Below are 24,070 nucleotides of genomic sequence, written 5' to 3'. Positions count from 1 at the left end.
CCAAGTCTGTGGCCACTTCATATAATCTTTTTTCTTCAGGCTCGTAGCTCAGCTGGTTAGAGCACCACCTTGACATGGTGGGGGTCGTTGGTTCGAGTCCAATCGAGCCTACCAACGAAATCGAGATCCTGGCTTCGCCGGGGCTCAAGGCAGTAAATGCACACAGCGCGCTGCGCCTGCAAAGGAAGCGCCATAAGGCGAATACGGTTATGACACCGCGAACGTTTACCGAAACTACTTCGGAGCGACGCTAGTCGAGGACCTCTTTCGCCTCTGTAGGCAGGTTTGAAAAGTGAATGCGGCCCCTCGAAAGCGGGGCCGCATTTTTTTTCGCTGTGAAGTTTTCCGCAGTCTGTTCCCACGAACAATACGATGTGCCTGCCTGGCACTTCTGGAGAAAAACATGGTTGCGATACGTCTGCCCGACGGTTCGGTTCGACAGTACGATCATCCCGTCACGGTCGCCGAAGTGGCGGCTTCGATTGGCCCCGGCCTCGCCAAGGCGGCGCTCGGCGGCAAGCTCGACGGCGAACTGGTCGATACGTCGACGCTGATCGATCACGACGCATCGCTCGCCATCGTCACGGACAAGGACGCCGACGGCCTCGACATCATCCGTCACTCGACGGCGCACTTGCTAGCCTATGCGGTGAAAGAGCTGTACCCGGAAGCGCAGGTCACGATCGGGCCGGTCATCGACAACGGTTTCTACTACGACTTCGCCTACAACCGTCCCTTCACGCCCGAAGATCTCGAGAAGATCGAAAAGCGCATGCAGGAACTCTCGAAGAAAGACGAGCCGGTGTCGCGCCGCGTCGTCACGCGCGGCGAAGCCGTGGACTACTTCAAGAGCATCGGCGAGAAGTACAAGGCCGAGATCATCGAGTCGATTCCGGGCGCCGAGGAAATCAAGCTGTACTCGCACGGCGGCTTCACGGACCTGTGCCGCGGCCCGCACGTGCCGTCCACGGGCAAGCTCAAGGTCTTCAAGCTCATGAAGGTCGCGGGCGCCTACTGGCGCGGCGATTCGAAGAACGAGCAGCTGCAGCGCATCTACGGCACGGCCTGGACGAAGAAGGAAGACCAGGACCAGTACCTCCATATGCTTGAAGAGGCCGAAAAGCGCGATCACCGCAAGCTCGGCAAGCAGCTCGACCTGTTCCACATGCAGGACGAGTCGCCGGGTATGGTGTTCTGGCACCCGAAGGGCTGGACGCTCTGGCAGCAGGTCGAGCAGTACATGCGCGGCCGCCTGCGCCTGGCCGGTTACGACGAAATCAAGACGCCGATGATCATGGACCGCTCGCTCTGGGAAGCGTCGGGTCACTGGCAGAACTATCGTGAAAACATGTTCACGACGGAGTCGGAAAAGCGCGACTACGCGATCAAGCCGATGAACTGCCCGGGCCACGTCCAGGTGTTCAACCACGGCCTGCGCTCGTATCGCGATCTGCCCCTGCGTTACGCGGAGTTCGGCTCGTGCCACCGCAACGAGGCGTCGGGCGCGCTGCACGGCCTCATGCGCGTGCGCGGCTTCGTCCAGGACGATGCGCACATCTTCTGTACGGAAGACCAGATCATCAGCGAGTCGATCGCCTTCAACACGCTGGCGATGAGCATCTACAAGGATTTCGGGTTCGATCACATCGACATCAAGCTCTCGCTGCGTCCGGATTCGCGCGCGGGGACGGATGAGACGTGGGATCGCGCCGAGCAGGGCCTGCGCGAGGCGCTCACGGCCTGCGGCCTGCAGTGGGAAGAGCTGCCGGGCGAGGGCGCGTTCTACGGTCCGAAGGTCGAGTACCACATCAAGGACGCGCTGGGCCGCTCGTGGCAGTGCGGTACGCTGCAGCTCGACATGGTCCTGCCGGAGCGCCTTGGCGCCGAGTACGTGGCCGAGGACAACAGCCGCCGTCGCCCGATCATGCTGCACCGGGCCATCCTCGGTTCGATGGAGCGTTTCCTCGGAATTCTGATCGAGCACCATGCCGGCGCAATGCCGCCGTGGCTCGCTCCGGTGCAGGCCGTTGTGATGAATATCGCGGAAAGTCAGGCCGAATATGCCGCGAATCTGGTCCAATCGTTGCAAAAACAAGGGCTTAGAGTGGCGGCCGATTTGCGCAACGAGAAAATTAGCTATAAAATACGCGAGCACACGCTTGAGAAGGTTCCATACCTGCTTGTCGTCGGCGACAAGGAGCGTGAAGCACAAACGGTAGCCGTGCGTGCCCGTGGCGGCGTCGATCTGGGTGTCATGCCCGTCGATGCCTTTACAGCGCGTCTTGCGGAAGACATCAAGACGTTCAGGTAAGCCACTGCGGCAGCGCGGCTCGTTTTTTTAATTTTTAGAGGAAACGTAACATCGCTACGGATAAGTCGCATCGCATCAACGGTGAAATCACTGCACCCGAGGTGCGTCTCGTCGGAATCGAGAACGAGCCGCTCGGCATCGTAAAGCTGGCCGATGCGTTCCGCATGTCGGAACAGCAGGACGTCGATCTGGTTGAAATTGCTCCGCAGGCCGTGCCTCCCGTGTGCCGCCTGATGGATTACGGCAAGTTCAAGTACCAGGAATCGAAGAAGCAGCACGAGGCCAAGCTCAAGCAGAAGGTCATCCAGGTCAAGGAAGTCAAATTCCGCCCGGGTACCGACGATGGCGATTACAACGTCAAGCTGCGTAATCTCATGCGCTTCCTTGACGATGGCGACAAGACGAAGATCACGTTGCGTTTCCGGGGCCGCGAAATGGCCCACCAGGAAATCGGCATGCGCATGCTCGAGCGCCTGCGCACCGACCTCGAAGAAGTCGGTCAGGTCGAGCAGATGCCGAAGATGGAAGGGCGCCAGATGATCATGGTGCTCTCTCCGAAGAAGAAGAAGTAATTGGCGCGCCGCGCGGTTCGACCTGCGCGGCGGTCAACATGCAGTTTTCAATGACGTCTTCGGCGCCGTGGTGCGCAGAAGGCGGCAAGCAGGTTCCGGAACGGCGCCCGCGCGCTGCACGTGAAGTGCGGCAAACGGGCGTTTTTCCTGGAAGCGGCGGCGAGCTTGTTTTAAAAAGCCAGCCAGTCGCCAAAACAAGTGGAGTGGGTTTCGAAGGGCGGAGTCCCGGCAAGGTGTGCGAACACCGCGCCAACCGCACACCCATGTCCATCAAATAATGGAGTTGTCTGTCATGCCGAAGATGAAGACCAAGAAGAGCGCTGCAAAGCGCTTCGTGGTTCGTCCGGGCGGTACCGTCAAGCGCGGTCAAGCCTTCAAGCGTCACATCCTGACCAAGAAGACCACCAAGAACAAGCGTCATCTGCGTGGTGCAACGGCCGTTCATGATTCCGATCTGAACTCCGTGCGCGCAATGCTGCCGTTCGCGTAATCCTCAACCGATAACTCATAGGAGCGAAACATGCCTCGAGTCAAACGTGGGGTTACCGCACGGGCCCGCCACAAGAAGATCATCAACCTGGCCAAGGGTTACCGCGGCCGTCGCAATAACGTCTATCGCATCGCCAAGCAGGCGGTCATGCGCGCAGGCCAGTACGCCTATCGCGATCGCCGCAACAAGAAGCGTGTGTTCCGCGCACTGTGGATCACGCGTATCAACGCGGCGGTGCGTCAGCACGACATGACCTACAGCGTGTTCATCAACGGCCTGAAGAAGGCTTCGATCGAACTCGACCGCAAGGTTCTGGCTGACATGGCTGTGTTCGACAAGGCTGCATTTGCTGCGATCGTCAAGCAGGTGAAGGCCGCCGTCGCTGCCTGATAGCAGGTATTGCGCAGGTTGGTTGCAGCAGACATTCCGGTAGTCTCGGTGATGCTGCAACAAAAACGGGGCTCCTCACCGAGCCCCGTTTTTGTTGGTAATTACGCTTCTTGCGCCGCTTCATGGAGTGTCTTCGCACCGTCATTGCCAGGCGTCATCATGGCGTGCCGTGAGCGCGGAGAGGCTCCAAGTCTCAAACTCTGACGCTGAAAAGATGGGATCAATGGATCTGGACCAGATTGTCGCCGACGCGCAAAGCGCGTTCGCTTGCGCCCCCGACGTCAACACGCTTGAAAACGAAAAGGCCCGCTTTCTCGGCAAGTCCGGCGCGCTGACCGAACTGCTCAAGGGTCTCGGCAAGCTCGACGCGGAAACGCGCAAGACCGAAGGCGCACGCATCAACGCCGTCAAGCAGCAAGTGGAAGCTGCGCTCACCGCGCGCCGCCAGGCGCTCGCGGACGCGCTCCTGAACCAGCGTCTCGCCGCCGAGGCGATCGACGTCACGCTGCCGGGCCGCGGCACGGGCACGGGCAGCCTGCACCCCGTGATGCAGACGTGGGAACGCGTCGAGCGCATTTTCGGCTCGATCGGCTTCGACGTGGCCGACGGCCCCGAGATCGAAACCGACTGGTACAACTTCACCTCGCTCAACAGCCCGGAAAACCATCCGGCGCGCTCCATGCAGGACACGTTCTACGTGGACGGCAAGGACGCCGATGGCCGTCAGCTTTTGTTGCGCACGCACACGAGTCCGATGCAGGTGCGCTACGCGCGCACGCACACGCCGCCCATCAAGGTGATCGTGCCGGGCCGCACCTATCGCGTGGACAGCGACGCCACGCATTCGCCGATGTTCAACCAGGTCGAAGGCCTGTGGATCGAAGAGAACATCAGCTTCGCAGACCTGAAGGGTGTCTACACCGACTTCCTCAAGAAGTTCTTCGAGCGCGACGATATCAAGGTGCGCTTCCGTCCGTCGTACTTCCCGTTCACGGAGCCGTCGGCCGAAATCGACATGATGTTCGAGCAAGGCAAGAACGCCGGCAAGTGGCTCGAGATTTCGGGCTCGGGCCAGGTGCATCCGACCGTGATCCGCAACATGGGCCTCGACCCGGAGCGCTACATCGGCTTTGCGTTCGGCAGCGGCCTCGAACGCCTGACGATGCTGCGCTATGGCGTGCAGGACCTGCGCCTGTTCTTCGAAGGCGATCTGCGCTTTTTGCGTCAGTTCGCCTGAGCGAAGCGACGCATTCGCTTGCAGTGCGCGAGGCGGACGCAGCACCTGGAGAAGGTGCGCGAGCACCCGCCTACGCGACGGTCACAATCTGTCTGGAACGTAAAACCAAATGCTATTCCCCGAATCCTGGCTGAGAAGCTTTGTCGATCCGAAGCTCACGACCGATGAACTGGCCCACGCGCTCACCATGGCCGGCCTCGAAGTCGAAGGCCTGAGCCCGGCGGCGCCCCCCACCACGAAAATTGTCGTAGGGCGCGTGCTCGAAGTCGTGAAGCACCCGGACGCGGACAAGCTCAACGTCACGCAGGTCGATGCCGGCACCGGCGCGACGCTGCAGATCGTGTGCGGCGCGCCCAACGTCGCGCCCGGCATCAAGGTGCCCGTGGCGCTCGTGGGCGCCGAACTGCCGCCCGCCGAAGAAGGCGGCAAGCCTTTCGCGATCAAGCTCTCGAAGCTGCGTGGCGTGGAAAGCCAGGGCATGCTGTGCTCGGCGCGCGAACTGAAGCTCTCGGAAGACCACAGCGGCCTGATGATCCTGCCGGAAGATACGCCGATCGGTCAGGACATCCGCGAAGCGCTCAATCTCGACGACACCGTCTTCGAAGTCAAGCTCACGCCGAACAAGGCCGATTGCCTCTCGGTGTACGGCATCGCGCGCGAAACCGCTGCGATCACCGGCGCGCCGCTGCAGGCGCCCGTGTATCCGAAGGTCGAAGTGAAGCTCGATGAAAAGCTGCCCGTGAAGATCTCGGCGCCGGACCTGTGCGGCCGCTTCTCGGGCCGCGTGATCCGCGGCGTGAACGCGCACGCGAAGACGCCGATGTGGATGGTCGAGCGCCTCGAGCGTTCGGGCCAGCGCAGCATCTCGGCACTCGTCGATATCTCGAACTACGTGATGCTCGAACTCGGCCGCCCGTCGCACGTGTTCGATCTCGACAAGATCCACGGCTCGATGGACGTGCGCTGGGGCAAGAAGGGCGAAACGCTCAAGCTGCTCAACGGCAACACCGTCGAACTCGATGAAACTGTGGGCGTGATCGCCGACGAGCGCGAGATCGAAAGCCTCGCGGGGATCATGGGCGGCGACAGCACGGCCGTTACGCTCGACACCACCAACATCTATCTCGAAGCTGCATTCTGGTGGCCGGACAGCATCCGTGGCCGCTCGCGCCGCTACAACTTCTCGACCGATGCGGGCCATCGCTTCGAGCGCGGCGTTGACTGGTCGACGACGGTCGAGCACATCGAGCGCATCACGCAGCTGATCCTCGATATCTGCGGCGGCGCTGCCGGCCCTGTCGACGATCAAACCGTGAACGTACCCACGCGCGAAGCGGTGAAGATGCGTGTGGCGCGCGCGAACCGCATCATCGGCGTGAAGATCGGCGCCGACGAGATCGCGCAGATTTTCACGCGCCTCGGTCTCACGTTCACGCGTAGCGTTGACGATGCGGGCGACGAGAGCTTCAGCGTCACGCCGCCGCCGTACCGCTTCGACATCGAGATCGAAGAAGACCTGATCGAAGAAGTTGCGCGGATCTACGGCGTCGAAAAGATTCCGGCGTTGCCGCCGGTGGCGCGCAGCGAAATGCGTGCGACCCACGAAACGCGCCGCTCGATCCACGCGATTCGCCACGCGCTCGCCGCGCGCGACTACGCCGAGACGATCAACTTCAGCTTCGTCGATGCCGAGTGGGAGCAGGACTTCGCCGGCAACGCGAATCCCGTGAAGCTGCTGAATCCGATCGCGAGCCAGCTCTCGGTCATGCGCACGACGCTGTTCGGCAGCCTCATCAACGTGCTGCGCCACAACCTCAACCGCCGCGCCGACCGCGTGCGCGTGTTCGAGGCGGGCCGCGTGTTCCTGCACGATCCGTCGATCAAGGCGAGTGAGATGACGGTGGAAGGCTTCGCACAACCGAAGATGATTGGCGCGCTCGCGTACGGTCCCGCGCTCGAAGAGCAGTGGGGCGCACAGACGCGCGGCGTCGACTTCTTCGACGTGAAGGGCGATCTCGAGGCGTTGTTCGCATCGCTCGGCGCCGCGAAGACGCCGCGTTTCGTGAAGGCGGAACACCCCGCGCTGCACCCGGGACGTAGCGCGCGCATCGAAGTCGATGGTCGTGCCGTGGGCTGGATTGGCGAGCTGCATCCGCGCTGGATGCAGAAGTACGACCTGCCGCACGCACCGATGCTCTTCGAAGTCGAGGCCGACGCACTGATGGCGCGCGAACTGCCGACGCCTGGCGAAGTCTCGAAATTCCCGCCGGTCCGCCGTGACATCGCTCTTGTTGTCGATCAAAAGATCGAGGTGCAAGCGTTGCTCGACGAGTTCCAGAAGGGTATGCAAGACGAGCCTTGCCGGATTGTGCAGAGGGTTGCGCTATTCGATGAATTTCGTGCAAAATCAAATACTTCCGGACTTGGCGCGGACGAGAAAAGCCTTGCCTTCCGGGTGACCCTGCAAGATACTGGCGGAACCCTTCAGGACGAGACGGTCGATACGGCCATCAAGTCCCTGGTGGATCGCCTGGCTCGAGTGTATGGCGCCCGGTTGCGCGGATAAGCTCCTCGGCTCTTCACGTACCGACATCGGCTTCCGGTTTGCGAGGTAGCAAGTGAACCCCGCAACCGGCAGCGCGCCATTGCATAGATAGATGAACGAAATGAACTCGAGTGATTTCGAAGCCCTTCTTGCGGCACAGCGTAGCGCCATGATTCGCGACATTCCTGCCTCGTCGGCAAGCGCCACGAACGACACGCCCACGCTGACGAAAGCCGAACTCGCTGAGCTGCTGTTCGACAACGTCGGTCTCAACAAGCGCGAAGCGAAAGACATGGTCGAAGCCTTCTTCGAAGTGATTCGCGACGCGCTTGAAAGCGGCGACAGCGTGAAGCTGTCGGGCTTCGGCAATTTTCAGTTGCGCGACAAGCCGCAACGACCCGGCCGCAACCCGAAGACGGGCGAGGCGATACCCATCGCGGCGCGTCGCGTGGTGACGTTCCATGCGAGCCAGAAGTTGAAGGCGCTCGTGGAGAGCGGCGCCGAGGCGAGCTTCCCGCGTTGATGCGTTGAGGTTGTTTGCCCGCGCTGGTATGCCCGCGCCGGTATGCCCGCGCCGGTGGCAATATGGCGGGCGTGAACGTATAAGTAGAAATAGCAGACTTCAAGGACCCAGGCGGCGACGCCTCATTGCGCAACCACCACGACGGCAACCCGGCGATGACATCGACAAGCGAAAAGGTCGTCTTGCCTCCCATCCCCGCCAAGCGCTACTTCACCATTGGCGAGGTGAGCGAATTGTGCGGCGTGAAGCCTCACGTACTGCGGTATTGGGAGCAGGAGTTCACGCAGTTGAAGCCGGTGAAGCGGCGCGGCAATCGTCGCTATTACCAGCATCACGAAGTATTGCTGATCCGTCGCATTCGCGAACTGCTCTACGAGCAGGGGTTCACGATCAACGGCGCGCGCAACCGGCTCGACTCGCACGGGGCGGCGGCCGACGAAGCCGGGCAGTCCGAAGCAGCAGGGGCGCCGGTTGCCGAAGGCACGACCGCCCTCGTGGACGTCGATCAGTTGCGCAAGGAATTGCTGCATGTGCTCGATCTGCTTGGGCGCTGAAACACCTCGCTGAACGCATGCATGTGAGTCGTTCACGAATTACGTGCGAGGCGGTTCTAATTAGAGAAACTCTCTGTTATACTTTCTAGCTCTCGGGGCGTAGCGCAGCCTGGTAGCGTACCTGCATGGGGTGCAGGTGGTCGGAGGTTCAAATCCTCTCGCCCCGACCAGAATAGAGCCCGCGTAATCAAAAGATTACGCGGGCTTTCTCTTTTGTGCGCCGCAAAGCAAATACATAGCAAGCACAAGAAAGCGCAGGAAGCGTAGAACGAGACCGCAAGATCCGGCTGTTAATTTTTCTCACATATCGGTGAGAATCCTTCGTTATACGGCGCGTGCCGCTCGCCTTACGATACGCATACCTTCGCGCCGGTGATTCGTGCAATCGCGCGCCCGCGCGCAAACCCGTGCTCATTCAGCGCCACTTCACATGAACCCGATCGAACTCGCGCAACTGGTCATCCTCGCCGCCCTGTGGGGCGGGTCATTTCTGTTCATCCGCGTCGGCGTGACCGACTTCGGCGTCGCGCCCCTGATGGCGCTGCGTGTCGGCATCGGCGCGCTGTTCCTGCTGCTCGTGCTGTTTTCGCGGCGCCCCGCACGCGAAGCGCTCGGCACGCTGCGCGAACGTGCGTGGCCGCTTTTCATCGTCGGCATCCTCAATTCGGCCGCACCGTTCTGTCTGTTCGCATGGGCCGAGCTCACGCTCTCCGCGGGCGTCACGTCCGTGATCAACGCGACCACGCCGCTGTGGGGCGCGGTCGTCGCGTATGTCTGGCTCAAGGATCGTCTGAGCGGGCTACGGGTGGTCGGGCTCGCGATCGGCTTCGCCGGTGTGCTCGCGCTGGTGTGGGATCAGGTCGTGACGCACGCCGGCGACGGCGCGTCATCCACCAGCGCTGCGCTCGCCGCCCTCGCGGCGCTCGTTGCAGCGGCGCTGTACGGCGTTGCCGCGAGCTACACGAAGCGCCATCTCACGGGCGTCGATCCGCTCACGGTCGCTGCCGGGACGATGACGGGCGCGACGCTCGTGCTCGCGCCGTTCGCCGTGGCAACCTGGCCGGCTACGCCCATCTCGCTGCATGCGTGGGGCGCGGTGCTCTGCCTTGGCGTGGCGTGCACGGGCATCGCGTATCTGTTGTTCTTTCGCCTGATCGCGGCGGTGGGCCCGGCGCGCGCGATCACGGTGACGTTCGTGATCCCGATCTTCGGCATTCTGTGGGGCGCGCTCTTTCTCGGCGAACGCGTGTCGATGGGCATGGTCGAGGCGTGCGCGGCGATTCTCGTGGGCACCGCGCTCGCCACCGGTTTCGTGAAGCGCTTGCCGGGCTTCACCGCGCGCCGCAGCCGGGCAGGCGCGGAACGTTAGCAGGGTAGCGCCCGCACGGCGCGCTCGAAGCGGGTGCTGCGAGCGCGATGCGGGCGAACCGCCACGCACTGCGTTGCGAGCTGCCTCAACGAAATCGCGCGGCGCCCACCGTCGCGCGATTTGCACTCCGAAGCTCGCTCAAACCGCCGCGCGCGGCACGGCTTTCACTTCCTTCTCCCGATTGCTGCGGCCACCGCGCCCGATCGGCAACGTCGCGACGATCACCGCCCCCAAGCACGAGCAACACCGCGGAATAGATGAGCCCCGCGGCATAGCTGTGCGTCGCATCCTTGAGCCAGCCGACCACGAGTGGATTCGCCGCCGAACTGATATTGCCGATCGCATTGATCACCGCGATACCCACCGCGCGCGCCTGCGGCGTGAACGCCTGATCGGGCGTGGTCCAGAAGATCGACATCGCCGTGTACGACCCCGCCGATGCGAGGCACACGCCGAGCAGCTGCACGAGCGGCGCGCCGCCTTGCGCAGTCAGCACGCAGCCGAGCCCGGAGAGCAGCATGGGCGCGGCAAGGTGCCATTTGCGTTCCTGACGCCGGTCCGAGCGGCGCCCCCACACGATCATCGCGACGATGGTGACGATCTGCGGAATCGTCGCGACGAGGCCCACGGTAACGTTGCTGGCCCCGGCGCTGAAGCCCTTCACGATCAGCGGTGCCCACACCGCGACCATCGCGAGCGTATTGACGAGACAGAAGTACGCCGCCGCGAAGCGCAGGACCACCGGCGAGCGCAGTTGCTGCCAGAGGCTGCGCTCGCTCGCGGCGTGCGTCGTGGGCGCAGCGAGGGCATCGGCCGGCTCGGCGAGCGCGGCTTCGAGCGTGTGCTTTTCTTGCGCGCTGAGCCAGCGCGCGGCGCGCGGCGTGTCGTCCAGATAGAAGAACGCCACGCAGCCGAGCAGTGCGGCCGGCATGCCTTCGAGCACGAAGAGCCATTGCCAGCCCGCGAGTCCCGCATGGCCGTCGAGCTTGAGGATGAAGCCCGAGACCGCGGAGCCGAGCGCGGCCGTCACGGGCATCGCGATCATGAAGAGGGCGTTGGCTCGGGCGCGCCACGCGCTCGGGAACCAGCAGGTGAGATACAGCAGCATGCCGGGCAGGAATCCTGCCTCGGTCACGCCAACCAGCATGCGTAGCCAGTAGAGCGTGGTGGCGTTGGTGGCGAACATCGTCGCTGTGGAGGCGAGGCCCCACGCAATCATGATGAAGCTGATCCAGCGGCGCGCACCGACGCGCGCGAGCATGAGATTACCGGGAATGCCGCACGCGATATAGGCGACATAGAAGAGGGTGGTGGCGAAGCCGAACTGCGTGCTCGACAGGCCGAGGTCCTTCATCATCGTCAGGCCCGCGAAGCCGATGTTGATGCGGTCGAGGAACGAGACGACGAACAGCAGGAACAGGAAGCCGAGCAAATGGCGCGATACCTTGCGCGTAACTTGTTCGGTGGCGGCTGCGCAGTTCGACTGCGCCTGCGCGGACGTTTGCGGCACGCGCGAAGCATGCCCTTGCGGGATTGGGCTCATGTGTCTCCTCCTAAGCACCGGGACGTGAGCGTGGCAAGGGTTATGACGTTGTTGTTTGCCGCGGATCACAATTCACGCGGATTATGCGAGGGGCCCGCGCGCTGTCTGTCCTCAATTTGGGTACAGCTGCGCAGCGCATTCCGCGATGTTCGGGAATACCCGGGTCCAGATGTCACGCCGGCTTTACGCTGAGGATTATCGGGATGGGCAGCTGACCGGAAAATCGCTAATCACAAACGCGAATACCCGGTAAATCGACGGGCGGTAATTGAGACGGATTCGTTAACAAGGTGATTCCATATTTTGTAAATCCTTCCGTAAATAATCGTTCAGCACCATTTACCCGACTCGATAATCGAAACTGAAAGCTGCCAGTCAGTCTTTATCAAGCCGCAGGCCCTGCACGGGCACGGTCTGTTGGCACGCGAGCGAGCGTGCCCGATTTTTCGACGCTAAACTTCGCTCTCATATGTGCGCCAGTCATTAGTGAACATTGGAGCGTGATGGTATTTGTTCTGTACAGGCGACAAGCGCGTAGTGCATTTGTATGGCATTTGCGCTGGTACCGAATCCGCGCAAAGCGTGGTAGGGCCCGATGCATGGCGTCGTGCTGAATCGAGCGAATCGGGGAAATATATGAGAGTAAGAAGATTCGTCTGGCGCGCTCATGCAGTGCGTGGGGCGCTCGCCGCGCTTTGCGCCTTCGGCGCGGCTGGCGCGCAGGCGGACAACACGTTCGGCGTGCAACTCGGCGCGGGCGTAGCGGACCACGACGTGAAAAAGCTCGATCTCGGCCTCGTGTGGGATCCGGGCCTGCAGTGGTGGCATCTCGGCGGCTATCACTTCACGCTGGTTGGCGAGGCGCATGTCGCCTACTGGAAGCTGAACGCGCCGGATGCCGTCTACTCGCATATCTGGGAATACGGCGTGACGCCCGTTTTTCGCTTCATCAAGGACAGCGGCTGGTTCAAGCCGTTCATCGAGGCGGGCGTGGGCTTTCACTTTCTCTCGCATGTCCGGCAGACGCCCGATCGCGCGACGTCGACGTCGTTCCAGTTCGTGGACATGATCGGCGTCGGCGCGCAGTTCGGCGAGCACGGCAACTACCAGGCCGGGTTCCGCTTCCAGCATTTGTCGAACGCGGATATCAAGGAGCCGAATCCGGGTACGAACTTCAGTCAGATCTACTTCCAGTACAACTTCTAGGGCGCCAGCGGGCATGCCGGCGCGTATCAGGGCGCGTGCTAGACTTTTTTCATGCCGCCTGTCGCGCGGCGCTTGATGACGCTATTTCCGGCTGCATGGAGGTGCCCGTGCCCGCAGGCAGTCAACTCACGCTCTACACGAGCCGCAAGCACAAGAAGGGCCACAAGTCCGCGGTCGCGTGGATCATCGACGCCGCGCGTGCGCAGGGCGTCTTCGGCATCACCGTGCTGGAAGGCTACGAAGGCCTCGACGCCCACGGAAAGATGCACGCCGCCCACTTCTTCGATCTGGCCGACGAGCCCGCCGTGGTGCTGATCGTCGCCGACGAGCCCTCCATCGATGCGCTCCTCGTCACACTCGAAACGGGCGGCGTCGAGCTCTTCTATACGCGCACGCCAATCGAGTACGGCCGGCTTGGCGGCGCCTGAGCGCCGAGCCCTTCAGGTCGCCGCGCAGGCGCTTTGCCGCAGATTCCCCCGTCACGCGAGTGCCAGTCGATTCGCGCAACCCGTTACACTGTGGGTATTGGTGCGGTGCACCACGGGTTGCGCCGCACGACCGGCATTTTCCATAGCGACACGCCGGGGTCGCAGACAAGGAGTGAGGACGAGGCATGGCAATCGAATCGGTAGGGATCGTGGGCGCAGGCACGATGGGCAACGGCATCGCCCAGGCGGTGGCAGTGGCGGGGCTCAAGGCGGTGATGATCGACGTCACCGACGCGGCGCTCGCCAAGGGTGTCGCCGCGCTCACCCATAGCCTCGAGCGGCTCGTCTCGAAGGGCAAGCTCGAAGCCGGCGCGCGCGACGCCGCGCTCGCACGCATCGAAACGACCACCGACTACCAGCGCCTCGCGAGCGTCGATCTCGTGATCGAAGCGGCGACCGAGAACGCCGAGCTCAAGACGCGCATTCTCAAGCAGATCGAAGCCGCGGCCCGCCCCGACGCGATCGTCGCGTCGAACACCTCGTCGATCTCGATCACGGCGCTCGCCACCACGCTCGCCGACCCGTCGCGCTTCATCGGCATGCACTTCTTCAACCCGGTGCCGATGATGCCGCTCGTCGAGGTGATCCGCGGCCTGCAGACGCGCCCGGAGGTGGCCGAGTCGGTACGCGAAATGGCGCTGCGCCTCGAGAAGACGCCGATCGCCGTGAAGAACGCGCCGGGCTTCGTGGTGAACCGCATTCTGGTGCCGATGATCAACGAAGCGTTTTTCGTGCTCGCCGAGGGCATTGCGAGCGCCGAGGAAATCGACGCCGGCATGAAGCTCGGCGCCAATCATCCGATCGGCCCGCTCGCGCTGGCGGACCTGATCGGACTCGACGTGTGTCTCTCGGTGATGGATGTGTTCCTGAAGGACTTCGGCGACTCGAAGTATCGTGCGTGCCCGCTGCTGCGCGAGATGGTCGCGGCGGGCCAGCTCGGCCGCAAGACCGGCCGCGGCGTGTATCAGTATGACAAGGTGTCGTAAGGCCTGGCGCCCGGCATCAGGCGAGCACGCTCACGCGGTATTGCGTGACCTGCCGATAGGTCTTGCCGGGCTGCAGCACCACCTCTTCGCAGGCGGGCGCTTCCATGTTGATCTGGTTCGGGAAGCCGCCCGCTTCGAGGCACAGCCCCGCATAGCGCGCGCAGGTCGCGCCGCGGCGTCCCGGCTGTCCCTTCAGATAATTTCCCGTATAGAGCTGCAGACCGCGCTGGTCGGTCGCGACGGCAAGCTCGCGTCCGCTGCCCGGCTCGTAGACGCGCGCCACCGGCCGCACGGGCCAGCGACCCGGCGCGGCGTGCAGCGTGCCCGCCGTGCTCTCGGGCGCGCGCAGCACGTAGCAGTGGTCGAAACCGCGTGCGCGCTCGAGTTGCGCGTGCGGCCAGTCGAGCCGCGCACCGAGCGGCGCGCCATGGCGGAAGTCGAAGGCACTGCCCGAGACGTCGGCGATGCGCACGGGAATCAACTGCGGATCGACTTCGAGGAAGGCGTCCGCGTCGATCGTCAGCACGTGGCCGCGAATGTCCGGGCTCGCCTCGCCGGACAGGTTGAAGTAGCCGTGGCTCGTGAGATTCAGCGGCGTAGGCGCGTCGGTCACCCCCTCGTATTCGAGCGTCAGCGTGCCGTCGTCGTCGAGCGTATAGCGCACCTGCACGCTCACGTTGCCCGGAAAGCCGCCGTCGCCTTCGGGCGAGTCGAGCCGCAGCACCAGCGAGCCCCGATCCTCTTCCACCTGCCACATCTGCCGATGAAAACCGTTCGCGCCGCCGTGCAGCAGATTGCCGTTCTCGTTGCGATCGAGCGGATAGTCGATGCCGTCCAGCGTGAAATGCGCACCGGCGATGCGGTTGGCCCAGCGCCCGACCAGGCCGCCCATGTACGTGGTGGCGGCGAGATAGTCCGCGGGCGTGTCGTGGCCGAGCATGATGTCCGCGAGGCGGCCGGCGCGATCGGGCGCGAGCCATGAGACGAGCGTCGCGCCGAGGTCGCTGACTGTCACCTTCATGCCCTGCGCGTTGCGCAGCGTGTAGAGCCGCACGGCGTCGCCGCCGGGCAGGGCACCCCACGGTTCGGAAGTCAGATGGGCAGCAAGAGTGTTCATGAGGTGAAGGGAACGTATGAAGAAAGCGTGATTGTCCGGGGTGGCCGAAGCCGCTTCATCAGGTGGACAGGCGCGGGCCCGAAGCGTTCGCGACACTGTCCTGATATTCGCGCGGCGTGCATCCCAGTTCGCGCCGGAAGACGGCATACATGTACTGCAGCGACGTGAATCCGCAGCGGATCGCCACCTCCGCACTCGAGGCGTCGCGGCTCGCGAGCATCGCCTTGGCGGCGTCGAGCTTGTGGCGCAGGATTTCCTGGTGGACCGTGCACTGCAGTTCGCGCCGGAAGTAGTCTTCCAGCGACGAGCGCGATACGCCCACGTAGTCGGCCACCTGCTCGGTCTTGATGCCCTGGCAGGCGTACTGGCGAATGAAATGGCGTGCGCGCATGACATGCGGACTCGACAGCGGTTCGTGGCGGGTCGATTCGAGCACGTTGATGCCGACGGGCGGAACCAGAATGCGTTGACCCGGAAAACGTGCGCCGCGCAGCATCTGGTGCAGCAGGTGGGCGGCGGTCTTGCCCATTTCCTCCGTGCCCTGGATGACCGACGAGAGCGGAATGCGCGTGAGCGTGCGGGTGAGCGGATCGTTGTCGATGCCGATGATCGCCACCTGCTCGGGCACGGCAATGCCGTGAATCAGACACGCCTGCAGCAAATGCCGCGCCCGTGCGTCGGTCACGGCGATCACGCCCACGGGCTTGGGCAGGCTGTGCAGCCAGACGCTCAACTGCTCGATGGCCTGGTTCCAGGCGCTGGCGCTGGTGGCCTGGCCCCGGTAGATCGGCGCCTGTACGCCTTCTTCGCGGGCGAGCGCCTGGAACGCCAGTTCGCGCTCCTGGGCCCAGCGGTTTTCCTGCGCGACAGGCAGGCTGTACATCGCGAGATTCGGCAGGCCCGCGCCGATCAGGTGCGTCCACGCGAGCGAGACCAGTTTGCGGTTGTCGGTCGCGATATAGGGCACGTCGGCCGGGTACTGGGCCGCGTCTTCGAATGACGAGCCCACGGCAACCACCGGCAGCGGGCAGCCGCGCAGGGCGTCGGCCACGTCGGGGTCGTCGAAGTCGGCGATGATGCCGTCCCCGTCGAAGCGCTCGATGCCCGCGAGGCGGCAGCGGAAGTCCTCCTCGAGAAAGAGGTCCCACGCGACGCGCGTGGAGCGCAGATAGTGGCCAATCCCCGCAATGATCTCGCGGTCGTACACCTTATTCGCGTTGAACAGCAGCGCGATGCGGTGGGGCGTCTGGGAAGCGGGGGCACGGGTCATGTCGTGTCGGCGGCTGGTCGCCCGGCGTGCAGCGCCGGCGGAAAACCGCCATGTCTCCAGTTCGGGGGCGGTGCGCGTCAAGGTGCACCGCGCTACGATGTCTCTGGCGCCTGCGGCGCGTCGTTTTAAGCGTCCGGTTATTTTAGGCCCACATTCGGGTTCGCGGGCACACCGGCCGCGTCCGTCGGCAGGAAACGTTAAGGGTCTCACGCAATTTCGCAATTGCCGCGCTTTGCGCGTCGCGGGCAGTATGGCGTCACACAGAGGGATGCACGCTGCGCCGCTGCGCTGCAACAACATTGGAGACATCATGTCGTATTTCGAACATATCCCCGCCATTCGATACGAAGGCCCGCAGTCGGACAACCCGCTTGCGTACCATCACTACGACCGTACCAAAAAGGTGCTCGGCAAGACGCTCGAAGAGCATCTGCGCATCGCCGTGTGCTACTGGCATTCGTTCGTCTGGCCCGGCAACGATATCTTCGGGCAGGGCGCGTTTCACCGCCCGTGGCAGCAGCCCGGCGACGCCATGGAGCGCGCGCACCAGAAGGCCGACGCGGCGTTCGAGTTTTTCTCGAAGCTAGGCACCCCCTATTACACGTTCCACGACACCGATGTCGCTCCGGAAGGCAAGGACCTGAAGGACTACACGGAAAACTTCAAGCGCATGGTCGATTACCTCGGCGAGCGCCAGCAGGCGAGCGGTGTGAAGCTGCTCTGGGGCACCGCCAACCTGTTTTCGAATCCGCGCTACGCCGGCGGTGCCGCCACCAACCCCAACCCCGAAGTCTTCGCCTACGCGGCCACGCAGGTTTGTCATGCGCTCGACGCGACGCGCAAGCTGGGCGGCGAGAACTACGTGCTGTGGGGCGGGCGCGAAGGCTATGACACGCTGCTCAATACCGACCTCAAGCGCGAGCGCGAGCAGTTCGCACGCTTCCTTTCGATGGTGGTCGAGCACAAGCACCGCATCGGCTTCACCGGCACGCTGCTGATCGAGCCGAAGCCGCAGGAGCCGACCAAGCACCAGTACGACTACGACGTTGCGACGGTGCACGGCTTCCTCACGCAATACGGGCTGCAAAACGAAATCCGCGTGAATATCGAGGCGAATCACGCGACGCTCGCGGGCCACTCGTTCCATCACGAAATCGCCACGGCGTTCGCGCTGGGCGTGTTCGGCAGCGTCGACGCGAATCGCGGCGACCCGCAAAACGGCTGGGATACGGACCAGTTCCCGAACAGCGTCGAAGAACTGACGCTGGCGTTCTACGAGATCCTGCGCCACGGCGGCTTCAGCACGGGCGGCATGAACTTCGATGCGAAGGTGCGCCGCGCGAGCAGCGATCCGGAAGACATGTTCTATGGCCACGTGGGCGCGATCGACGTGCTCGCGCTGGCGCTCGAGCGCGGTGCGGCGCTCGTCGAGAACGACCGGCTCGAGCAGTTCCGCAGTCAGCGTTACGCGGGCTGGGACAGCGAGTTTGGCCGCAAGATTCTCGCGGGGGGCTATTCGCTTTCGTCGCTCGCCGCCGACGCACTCTCGCACGGCATGAATCCGCAGCACGCGAGCGGCCAGCAGGAGCGACTCGAGAATGTCGTGAACCAGGCCGTCTACGGCCAGCGCTAGCGGTGCCACGGCGCGCGCGAAAAAACATTAGCGCGCGCCGTCAAATTCGCAATTGCGCCGTTTGCCGTTGAAGGCAAACTGACGAAAAAAATCAGGACGGAGACATGTTCATCGGTATCGACCTCGGCACGTCGGGAGTGAAGGCCGTGCTGCTCGACCGCGCGGGCGATGTGCTCGGCAGCGCGAGCGCGCCGCTCACCGTGAGCCGGCCGCAGCCGCGCTGGTCCGAACAGGCGCCGCAAGACTGGTGGCTCGCCACGCAGAGCGCATTGCGCGCACTCGTCGACGAGGCGCGCGGGCGCGGTATCGACGCGGCGCGCATCGAGGCGCTCGGCCTGACCGGCCAGATGCACGGCGCGACGCTGCTCGACGCGCAGGGCGAGGTGCTGCGTCCCGCCATTCTGTGGAACGACGGTCGTTCGGATACCGAATGTATCGAACTGGAACGCGCCGTGCCGCAGTTGCACGCCATTGCGGGCAATCTCGCGATGCCGGGCTTCACGGCGCCGAAGCTGCTGTGGGTGCGCAAGCACGAGCCGGAGATCTTCGCGCGCATCGCGCACGTGCTGTTGCCGAAGGACTATTTGCGCTGGCTGCTCACGGGCGTGTTCGCCACCGATCCGTCCGATGCCGCCGGTACGCTGTGGCTCGACATTGCGAAGCGCGACTATAGCGACACGCTGCTTTCAGCCTGCGGCCTCACGCGTGCGCACATGCCGGACGTGTTCGAAGGCAACCAGGCGACCGGCACACTGCGGCCCGAACTCGCACGCCAGTTCGGCCTGCGCGAAATTCCGGTGGTGGCGGGCGGCGGCGACAACGCGGCGGGCGCCGTGGGCGTGGGTATCGTGCGGCCCGGCGACGCGATGCTGTCGCTCGGCACGTCGGGCGTCTATTTCGCGGTCTCGGACGGCTTTCTCGCCAATCCCGATTCCGCGGTGCACAGCTTCTGCCATGCGTTGCCGCATACGTGGCACCTGATGTCCGTGATGCTCAACGCGGCCAGCTGCCTCGACTTCACGGCGCAACTGACGGGTTACGAAAGCGTTGCCGCGTTGCTCGCCGACGCCGAGGCGAACTCGACCGCCGAGCGCGACGCGCGCCGGCCGTGGTTCCTGCCGTATCTCAGCGGCGAGCGCACGCCGCACAACAACGTCAACGCGAAGGGCGTGTTCTACGGCATGACCCCGCAGACCGCGCGCGCCGATCTCGCCAACGCAACGCTGGAAGGCGTGGGTTTCGCGCTGCTCGACGGCATGGACGCGCTGCATGCGGCGGGGCTCGTGCCGGACACGATCACCGTAATCGGCGGCGGCTCGCGCAGCGCCTGGTGGACGCAGATGCTCGCCGACATTAGCGGCCGCGCGCTCACGCTGCGCGCAGGCGGCGAGGTGGGGCCGGCGCTGGGCGCCGCGCGCCTCGCGCATCTCGCGCTGGAACCCGGCGCGACGCTCGACGAAGTGTGCCCACAGCCGCCCGTGCTGGCGGTTCGCGAACCTGACGCCGCACGCCACGCCTGGTATCGCGAGGCGCGCCGTCCAACCTTTAGCGCGCTGTATCGCGCGCTCGAACCGGTTTTCGCCACCGGCGCCTGACTAGCGGCGCCGGCGAAGAAAAAACTGCACGGCCAGTGTAGTCGTGCAGCTGATTAGTCGTCCTACGGTTATACCGCACGCTGTGCCGTTTCGCGTGTGTTCCGCAATGATATCGGCAACACCCTGATAACCATCGCCGCGGCGGCGACGCGTTCGCGCGCGCCTGTGCACCGGCATCAAGAGGAGTATGGAGACATGAATTTCGCCAAACGTCGTTCGGTTCTGAGTTCGCTCGTATGCGGGGCCGTGCTCGCGAGCCTGTCGCTTGCCGCACCGCTCGCGCACGCGAGCAAGGATCATCCCGAGATCGGCTTCTGCATCGACGACCTGCGTGTCGAGCGCTGGTCGCGCGACCGCGACTACTTCGTCGCGGCCGCGGAGAAAATGGGCGCGAAGGTGTCGGTGCAGTCGGCCGATGCGAGCGAAGAGCGTCAGGTCTCGCAGATCGAAAACCTCATCTCGCGCGGCGTGGATGTGATCGTGATCGTGCCATTCAACTCGAAGGCGCTCACCAACGTCGTGGCCGAAGCGAAGAAGGCCGGCATCAAGGTCGTTTCGTATGACCGTCTGATTCTCGACGCCGATATCGATGCGTACATCTCGTTCGACAACGAGAAGGTGGGCGAGCTCCAGGCGAAGGGTGTCTACGACGCGCAGCCCAAGGGTAACTACTTCCTGCTAGGCGGCGCGCCCACCGACAACAACGCGAAGATGCTGCGTGAAGGACAACTGAAGGTCCTCAAGCCCGCCATCGACCGCGGCGACATCAAGGTGGTCGGCCAGCAGTGGGTGCCGGAGTGGAGCGCTTCGACGGCGCTGCGCATCATGGAAGACGCGCTCACCGCGAACAACAACAAGATCGACGCAGTCGTCGCCTCGAATGACGGCACGGCGGGCGGCGCGATCCAGGCGCTCGCCGCGCAGCATCTCGCGGGCAAGGTGCCGGTGTCGGGCCAGGACGCGGACCTCGCGGCGGTCAAGCGCGTGGTGGCGGGCACGCAGACCATGACGGTCTACAAGCCGCTCAAGCTCATCGCGGGCGAAGCCGCGAAGCTCGCCGTCGATCTCGCGAAGGGCCAGAAACCGGCGTACAACGCGCAGTACGACAACGGCAAGAAGAAGGTCGATACGGTGCTGCTGCAGCCGACGCTGCTCACGAAGAGCAACGTGGACGTCGTCGTGAAGGACGGCTTCTACACGCAGGCGCAACTGGCAAGCCAGTAACGCTTATGGCCTGACGGCCCGCGCGCGCCAGGAGTATGGCCACGAATGTGGCCACCGCGGCGCGCGCGGGCCATCGCAGCGAGTAACCAGCGTATGACCGAACCCTTGCTGACGATGCGCGGCATCGTCAAGTCCTTTGCGGGCGTGAAAGCGCTCGACGGCATCGACCTCACGGTGCGGCCCGGCGAATGTGTGGGCCTGTGCGGCGAGAACGGCGCCGGCAAATCCACGCTCATGAAAGTGCTCTCGGGCGTGTACCCGCACGGCACCTGGAGCGGCGAGATCCGTTGGGAAGGCGCGCCGCTCGAAGCGCAAAGCGTGCGCGACACCGAACGCGCGGGCATCGTCATCATCCACCAGGAGCTGATGCTCGTGCCCGAGCTGTCGGTGGCCGAGAACATCTTTCTCGGCAACGAAATCACGCTGCCGGGCGGGCGCATGAATTACGCGGCGATGTACCAGCGCGCCGACGAATTGCTGCGCGAGCTGAACATCGACGCCATCAACGTGGCGCAGCCGGTGATGAACTACGGCGGCGGCCATCAGCAGCTCATCGAGATCGCGAAGGCGCTGAACAAGCGCGCGAAGCTCCTGATTCTCGACGAGCCGTCGTCTTCGCTGACGGCGGCCGAAACGAAGATCCTGCTCGACATCGTGCGCGACCTGAAGCGCCGCGGCGTGGCGTGCGTCTACATCTCGCACAAGCTCGACGAAGTCGAAGCCGTGTGCGACACGGTGAGTGTGATTCGCGACGGCCGTCACGTGGCCACCGAGCCGATGGCGACGCTCACCACCGACCGCATCATTGCGCAGATGGTGGGGCGCGAGATCCGCAATCTCTTTCCGCGCGAGCCGCACGACATTGGCGAGGTCGTGTTCGAGGCCCACAACGTGACCTGCTACGACGTGACGAACCCGCGCCGCAAGCGCGTGGACGACGTCTCGTTCTCGGTGCGTCGCGGTGAGATTCTGGGCGTGGCCGGGCTCGTCGGCGCCGGCCGCACGGAAACCATGCAGGCGATCTTCGGTGCGTATGCGGGCACCTGCACGGCAACGGTCCTGCTCGAAGGCAAGCCGCTGAAAATCCGTTCGCCGCTCGACGCGATCAACGCGGGCATCGCCATGGTGCCCGAGGACCGCAAGCGCCACGGCATCGTGCCGCAACTGGGCGTGGGCCACAACATCACGCTCTCGGTGCTGCAACGCTTTTCGCGGCGCGGACGCATCGACACGGCCGCCGAACTCGATACGATCCGCACGGAGATGCAGCGCCTGTCGGTGCGCGCAGCGAACCCCATGCTGTCGATTGCGAGCCTCTCGGGCGGCAACCAGCAGAAGGCGGTGCTCACCAAGATGCTGCTCACCGACCCGAAGGTCCTGATCCTCGACGAGCCGACGCGCGGCGTGGACGTCGGCGCGAAGTACGAGATCTACAAGCTGATCTTCCAGTTGGCCAAACGCGGCGTGGCGATCGTGATGGTGTCGTCCGAACTGCCTGAAGTGCTGGGCATCAGCGACCGCGTGCTCGTGATCGGCGAGGGCGAGTTGCGCGGCGACTTCGTCAATGACGACCTCACGCAGGAAGACATTCTTGGCGCGGCGATCCAGAGCGTGCGCGCCCAACCCGATACAGCGAGTGCAGTATGACCCCCGACGTCACGACCCCAGGCGCACGCGAAGACCTGCCGCAAGGCGGCAATGGCTTCGCCATGCGTTTTCAGCAACTCTTCGCGCGCTACAAGATCCTCGCGCTTCTGCTCGCAGTGGCCGTAATCTGGCTGTTCTTTTCGCTGCTCACGCATGGCGCGTTCGTCACGCCGCGCAACGTGTCGAACCTGCTGCGGCAGATGTCGATCACCGGCATGCTCGCGTGCGGCATGGTGTTCGTCATCATCGCGGGCGAGATCGATCTTTCGGTCGGCTCGCTGCTGGGCCTGCTCGGCGGCGTCGCGGCGATTCTCGACGTGAATCGCGGCTGGCCCATCGGCGTGACCGTGCCGGCGGTGCTCGCGCTTGGCGTGCTCGTCGGACTCTTCAACGGCTGGTGGTCGACGTACCGCCGCGTGCCGTCGTTCATCGTGGGTCTCGGCGGCATGCTCGCGTTTCGCGGCGTGCTGCTCGGCATCACGGGCGGCTCGACCATTGCGCCGGTGTCCGATCATTTCGTGTTTCTCGGCCAGGGCTACTTGCCGCGCGTAGCGGGCGACGTGCTGGCGCTCGCGCTCTTCGTGCTGCTCGCCGTGCTCACGGTACGCCAGCGTGGGAACCGCAGGCGCTATCAGCTGAGCGTCGTGCCGCTCTGGCAAGACGGCGTGAAGATCGTCGGTGCGGGCGCGATCCTGCTTGCCTTCGTGCTGATGCTCGACAGCTATGGCGGCATTCCGGTGCCCGTGCTGCTGCTGCTCGCGCTGCTCGGTATCTTCACATGGATCGCCACGCAAACCGTGTTCGGCCGCCGCATCTACGCGGTGGGTTCGAACCTCGAAGCTACGCGTCTTTCGGGCGTCAATACGAACCGCGTGAAGCTCGTCATCTTCGCGCTCATGGGCCTCATGTGTGCGTTCGCGGGCATCGTCAATACGGCGCGTCTCGCGGCGGGTTCGCCCTCGGCGGGCACGATGGGCGAACTCGACGCGATCGCGGCCTGCTTTATCGGCGGCACGTCGATGCGCGGCGGTTCCGGCACCGTGTATGGCGCGCTGATCGGCGCGCTCGTGATGGCGAGCCTCGACAACGGCATGTCGATGCTCGACGTGGACGCGTATTGGCAGATGATTGTGAAGGGCGGCATTCTCGTGCTCGCCGTGTGGATCGATGTGGTGTCGGGCTCGAACCGCCGCTGAGAAACGCACAGCAGATACGATTGCAAACCTGCCGGCGCCATGAAATGCTTGACCGTGTTCTTGCATCGCGCGTGACACCGCGACGGATCTCTCGCGGATGACTGCCACGTGCAGTTGCTCTCCTCGCGCGCCCCGAGCGCGCTCTCAGGGCGGGACGCATGTCCCGCCCTTTTT

At 64.1% G+C, this 24,070-nt stretch carries 20 protein-coding genes and 2 tRNA genes; 19 read left to right on the top strand and 3 right to left on the bottom strand.

Features of this window, described 5'->3' with window-relative positions; genetic code table 11:
* Positions 1-37: 37 nt before the first annotated feature.
* The 11 genes from AB4Y42_RS05760 to AB4Y42_RS05710 all read left to right on the top strand — a co-directional run bounded on the left by AB4Y42_RS05760 (position 38) and on the right by AB4Y42_RS05710 (position 9,991).
* Positions 38-114, top strand: a tRNA-Val gene (locus tag AB4Y42_RS05760).
* 289 nt (positions 115-403) lie between these two features.
* Positions 404-2,311, top strand: coding sequence for a threonine--tRNA ligase (gene thrS, locus AB4Y42_RS05755; protein ID WP_368693605.1), 1,908 nt, complete (start codon positions 404-406; stop codon positions 2,309-2,311).
* 50 nt (positions 2,312-2,361) lie between these two features.
* A complete protein-coding gene (infC, locus tag AB4Y42_RS05750) occupies positions 2,362-2,883 on the top strand; it encodes a translation initiation factor IF-3 (RefSeq protein WP_342923698.1) in 522 nt (173 codons plus the stop codon).
* A gap of 292 nt (positions 2,884-3,175) precedes the next feature.
* Positions 3,176-3,373 (top strand): 50S ribosomal protein L35, encoded by a 198-nt coding sequence (gene rpmI, locus AB4Y42_RS05745; RefSeq protein ID WP_004191477.1) that lies wholly within the window; start codon positions 3,176-3,178, stop codon positions 3,371-3,373.
* A gap of 30 nt (positions 3,374-3,403) precedes the next feature.
* Positions 3,404-3,763 (top strand): 50S ribosomal protein L20, encoded by a 360-nt coding sequence (gene rplT / locus AB4Y42_RS05740; protein WP_004192938.1) that lies wholly within the window; start codon positions 3,404-3,406, stop codon positions 3,761-3,763.
* 223 nt (positions 3,764-3,986) lie between these two features.
* Positions 3,987-5,000 (top strand): phenylalanine--tRNA ligase subunit alpha, encoded by a 1,014-nt coding sequence (gene pheS, locus AB4Y42_RS05735; protein ID WP_368686277.1) that lies wholly within the window; start codon positions 3,987-3,989, stop codon positions 4,998-5,000.
* 109 nt (positions 5,001-5,109) lie between these two features.
* Complete coding sequence (gene pheT, locus AB4Y42_RS05730) at positions 5,110-7,566, top strand: phenylalanine--tRNA ligase subunit beta (RefSeq protein WP_368693604.1); 2,457 nt, start codon at positions 5,110-5,112, stop codon at positions 7,564-7,566.
* A 91-nt stretch (positions 7,567-7,657) separates the two neighbouring features.
* The gene (locus AB4Y42_RS05725) at positions 7,658-8,068 is read left to right on the top strand and encodes an integration host factor subunit alpha (RefSeq protein ID WP_028204248.1); all 411 of its coding nucleotides are present in this window, start codon (positions 7,658-7,660) and stop codon (positions 8,066-8,068) included.
* A gap of 155 nt (positions 8,069-8,223) precedes the next feature.
* Positions 8,224-8,622, top strand: coding sequence for a MerR family transcriptional regulator (locus AB4Y42_RS05720; protein WP_368686275.1), 399 nt, complete (start codon positions 8,224-8,226; stop codon positions 8,620-8,622).
* Between the two features lie 93 nt (positions 8,623-8,715).
* Positions 8,716-8,792 (top strand) — tRNA-Pro (locus AB4Y42_RS05715).
* A 260-nt stretch (positions 8,793-9,052) separates the two neighbouring features.
* Positions 9,053-9,991 carry a DMT family transporter gene (locus AB4Y42_RS05710; protein WP_368686274.1) on the top strand — a complete coding sequence of 313 codons (939 nt, stop codon included), beginning with the start codon at positions 9,053-9,055 and terminating at the stop codon, positions 9,989-9,991.
* Positions 9,992-10,076: 85 nt separating this feature from the next.
* Here AB4Y42_RS05710 and AB4Y42_RS05705 read toward each other — a convergent pair whose 3' ends face one another.
* Positions 10,077-11,534 carry an MFS transporter gene (locus tag AB4Y42_RS05705; RefSeq protein WP_368693603.1) on the bottom strand — a complete coding sequence of 486 codons (1,458 nt, stop codon included), beginning with the start codon at positions 11,532-11,534 and terminating at the stop codon, positions 10,077-10,079.
* Positions 11,535-12,170: 636 nt separating this feature from the next.
* Between AB4Y42_RS05705 and AB4Y42_RS05700 the strand changes: the two genes are divergently transcribed.
* The 3 genes from AB4Y42_RS05700 to AB4Y42_RS05690 all read left to right on the top strand — a co-directional run bounded on the left by AB4Y42_RS05700 (position 12,171) and on the right by AB4Y42_RS05690 (position 14,214).
* Positions 12,171-12,740 (top strand): acyloxyacyl hydrolase, encoded by a 570-nt coding sequence (locus AB4Y42_RS05700; protein WP_368686272.1) that lies wholly within the window; start codon positions 12,171-12,173, stop codon positions 12,738-12,740.
* A gap of 107 nt (positions 12,741-12,847) precedes the next feature.
* The gene (locus AB4Y42_RS05695) at positions 12,848-13,168 is read left to right on the top strand and encodes a DUF190 domain-containing protein (RefSeq protein ID WP_368686271.1); all 321 of its coding nucleotides are present in this window, start codon (positions 12,848-12,850) and stop codon (positions 13,166-13,168) included.
* A gap of 185 nt (positions 13,169-13,353) precedes the next feature.
* Entirely contained in the window at positions 13,354-14,214 is an 861-nt protein-coding gene (locus AB4Y42_RS05690; protein ID WP_368686270.1) for a 3-hydroxybutyryl-CoA dehydrogenase, read from the top strand.
* Between the two features lie 16 nt (positions 14,215-14,230).
* Here AB4Y42_RS05690 and AB4Y42_RS05685 read toward each other — a convergent pair whose 3' ends face one another.
* Together AB4Y42_RS05685 and AB4Y42_RS05680 are read right to left on the bottom strand one after the other, a co-directional pair.
* On the bottom strand, positions 14,231-15,331 hold the full coding sequence (locus AB4Y42_RS05685; protein WP_368693602.1) for an aldose epimerase family protein: 1,101 nt from the start codon (positions 15,329-15,331) through the stop codon (positions 14,231-14,233).
* Positions 15,332-15,389: 58 nt separating this feature from the next.
* The gene (locus AB4Y42_RS05680; protein WP_069268209.1) at positions 15,390-16,601 is read right to left on the bottom strand and encodes a DNA-binding transcriptional regulator; all 1,212 of its coding nucleotides are present in this window, start codon (positions 16,599-16,601) and stop codon (positions 15,390-15,392) included.
* A gap of 310 nt (positions 16,602-16,911) precedes the next feature.
* On the opposite strand from AB4Y42_RS05680, the gene xylA reads away from it, so the two are divergent.
* From xylA to AB4Y42_RS05655, 5 genes are all read left to right on the top strand, one after another.
* Complete coding sequence (gene xylA / locus AB4Y42_RS05675; protein WP_368686268.1) at positions 16,912-18,234, top strand: xylose isomerase; 1,323 nt, start codon at positions 16,912-16,914, stop codon at positions 18,232-18,234.
* A 104-nt stretch (positions 18,235-18,338) separates the two neighbouring features.
* A complete protein-coding gene (gene xylB / locus AB4Y42_RS05670) occupies positions 18,339-19,829 on the top strand; it encodes a xylulokinase (RefSeq protein WP_368693601.1) in 1,491 nt (496 codons plus the stop codon).
* A gap of 195 nt (positions 19,830-20,024) precedes the next feature.
* Positions 20,025-21,053, top strand: a complete 1,029-nt coding sequence (gene xylF / locus AB4Y42_RS05665) for a D-xylose ABC transporter substrate-binding protein (protein WP_368686266.1) — start codon at positions 20,025-20,027, stop codon at positions 21,051-21,053.
* Between the two features lie 93 nt (positions 21,054-21,146).
* On the top strand, positions 21,147-22,700 hold the full coding sequence (xylG, locus tag AB4Y42_RS05660; RefSeq protein ID WP_368686265.1) for a D-xylose ABC transporter ATP-binding protein: 1,554 nt from the start codon (positions 21,147-21,149) through the stop codon (positions 22,698-22,700).
* The gene (locus AB4Y42_RS05655; protein WP_368686264.1) at positions 22,697-23,896 is read left to right on the top strand and encodes a sugar ABC transporter permease; all 1,200 of its coding nucleotides are present in this window, start codon (positions 22,697-22,699) and stop codon (positions 23,894-23,896) included. Before xylG ends, AB4Y42_RS05655 begins: the two co-directional genes overlap by 4 nt.
* Positions 23,897-24,070: the final 174 nt, after the last annotated feature.

The sequence above is a fragment of the Paraburkholderia sp. EG286B genome (genome assembly GCF_040965655.1).
In the GTDB taxonomy this organism is placed as follows: Bacteria; Pseudomonadota; Gammaproteobacteria; order Burkholderiales; family Burkholderiaceae; genus Paraburkholderia.
Note: the sequence above shows the minus strand (reverse complement) of the source record. Positions and strands in the feature narration are given on the sequence as shown.

Coding starts and splice junctions, on each gene's coding strand:
- xylB (WP_368693601.1), top strand. CDS start 18,339: ATGTTCATCGGTATCGACCTCGGCACGTCGGGAGTGAAGGCCGTGCTG.
- AB4Y42_RS05720 (WP_368686275.1), top strand. CDS start 8,224: ATGACATCGACAAGCGAAAAGGTCGTCTTGCCTCCCATCCCCGCCAAG.
- xylG (WP_368686265.1), top strand. CDS start 21,147: ATGACCGAACCCTTGCTGACGATGCGCGGCATCGTCAAGTCCTTTGCG.
- AB4Y42_RS05705 (WP_368693603.1), bottom strand. CDS start 11,534: ATGAGCCCAATCCCGCAAGGGCATGCTTCGCGCGTGCCGCAAACGTCC.
- xylF (WP_368686266.1), top strand. CDS start 20,025: ATGAATTTCGCCAAACGTCGTTCGGTTCTGAGTTCGCTCGTATGCGGG.
- thrS (WP_368693605.1), top strand. CDS start 404: ATGGTTGCGATACGTCTGCCCGACGGTTCGGTTCGACAGTACGATCAT.
- AB4Y42_RS05700 (WP_368686272.1), top strand. CDS start 12,171: ATGAGAGTAAGAAGATTCGTCTGGCGCGCTCATGCAGTGCGTGGGGCG.
- AB4Y42_RS05725 (WP_028204248.1), top strand. CDS start 7,658: ATGAACGAAATGAACTCGAGTGATTTCGAAGCCCTTCTTGCGGCACAG.
- AB4Y42_RS05655 (WP_368686264.1), top strand. CDS start 22,697: ATGACCCCCGACGTCACGACCCCAGGCGCACGCGAAGACCTGCCGCAA.
- AB4Y42_RS05710 (WP_368686274.1), top strand. CDS start 9,053: ATGAACCCGATCGAACTCGCGCAACTGGTCATCCTCGCCGCCCTGTGG.
- AB4Y42_RS05690 (WP_368686270.1), top strand. CDS start 13,354: ATGGCAATCGAATCGGTAGGGATCGTGGGCGCAGGCACGATGGGCAAC.
- AB4Y42_RS05685 (WP_368693602.1), bottom strand. CDS start 15,331: ATGAACACTCTTGCTGCCCATCTGACTTCCGAACCGTGGGGTGCCCTG.
- pheT (WP_368693604.1), top strand. CDS start 5,110: ATGCTATTCCCCGAATCCTGGCTGAGAAGCTTTGTCGATCCGAAGCTC.
- rplT (WP_004192938.1), top strand. CDS start 3,404: ATGCCTCGAGTCAAACGTGGGGTTACCGCACGGGCCCGCCACAAGAAG.
- xylA (WP_368686268.1), top strand. CDS start 16,912: ATGTCGTATTTCGAACATATCCCCGCCATTCGATACGAAGGCCCGCAG.
- pheS (WP_368686277.1), top strand. CDS start 3,987: ATGGATCTGGACCAGATTGTCGCCGACGCGCAAAGCGCGTTCGCTTGC.
- AB4Y42_RS05680 (WP_069268209.1), bottom strand. CDS start 16,601: ATGACCCGTGCCCCCGCTTCCCAGACGCCCCACCGCATCGCGCTGCTG.
- rpmI (WP_004191477.1), top strand. CDS start 3,176: ATGCCGAAGATGAAGACCAAGAAGAGCGCTGCAAAGCGCTTCGTGGTT.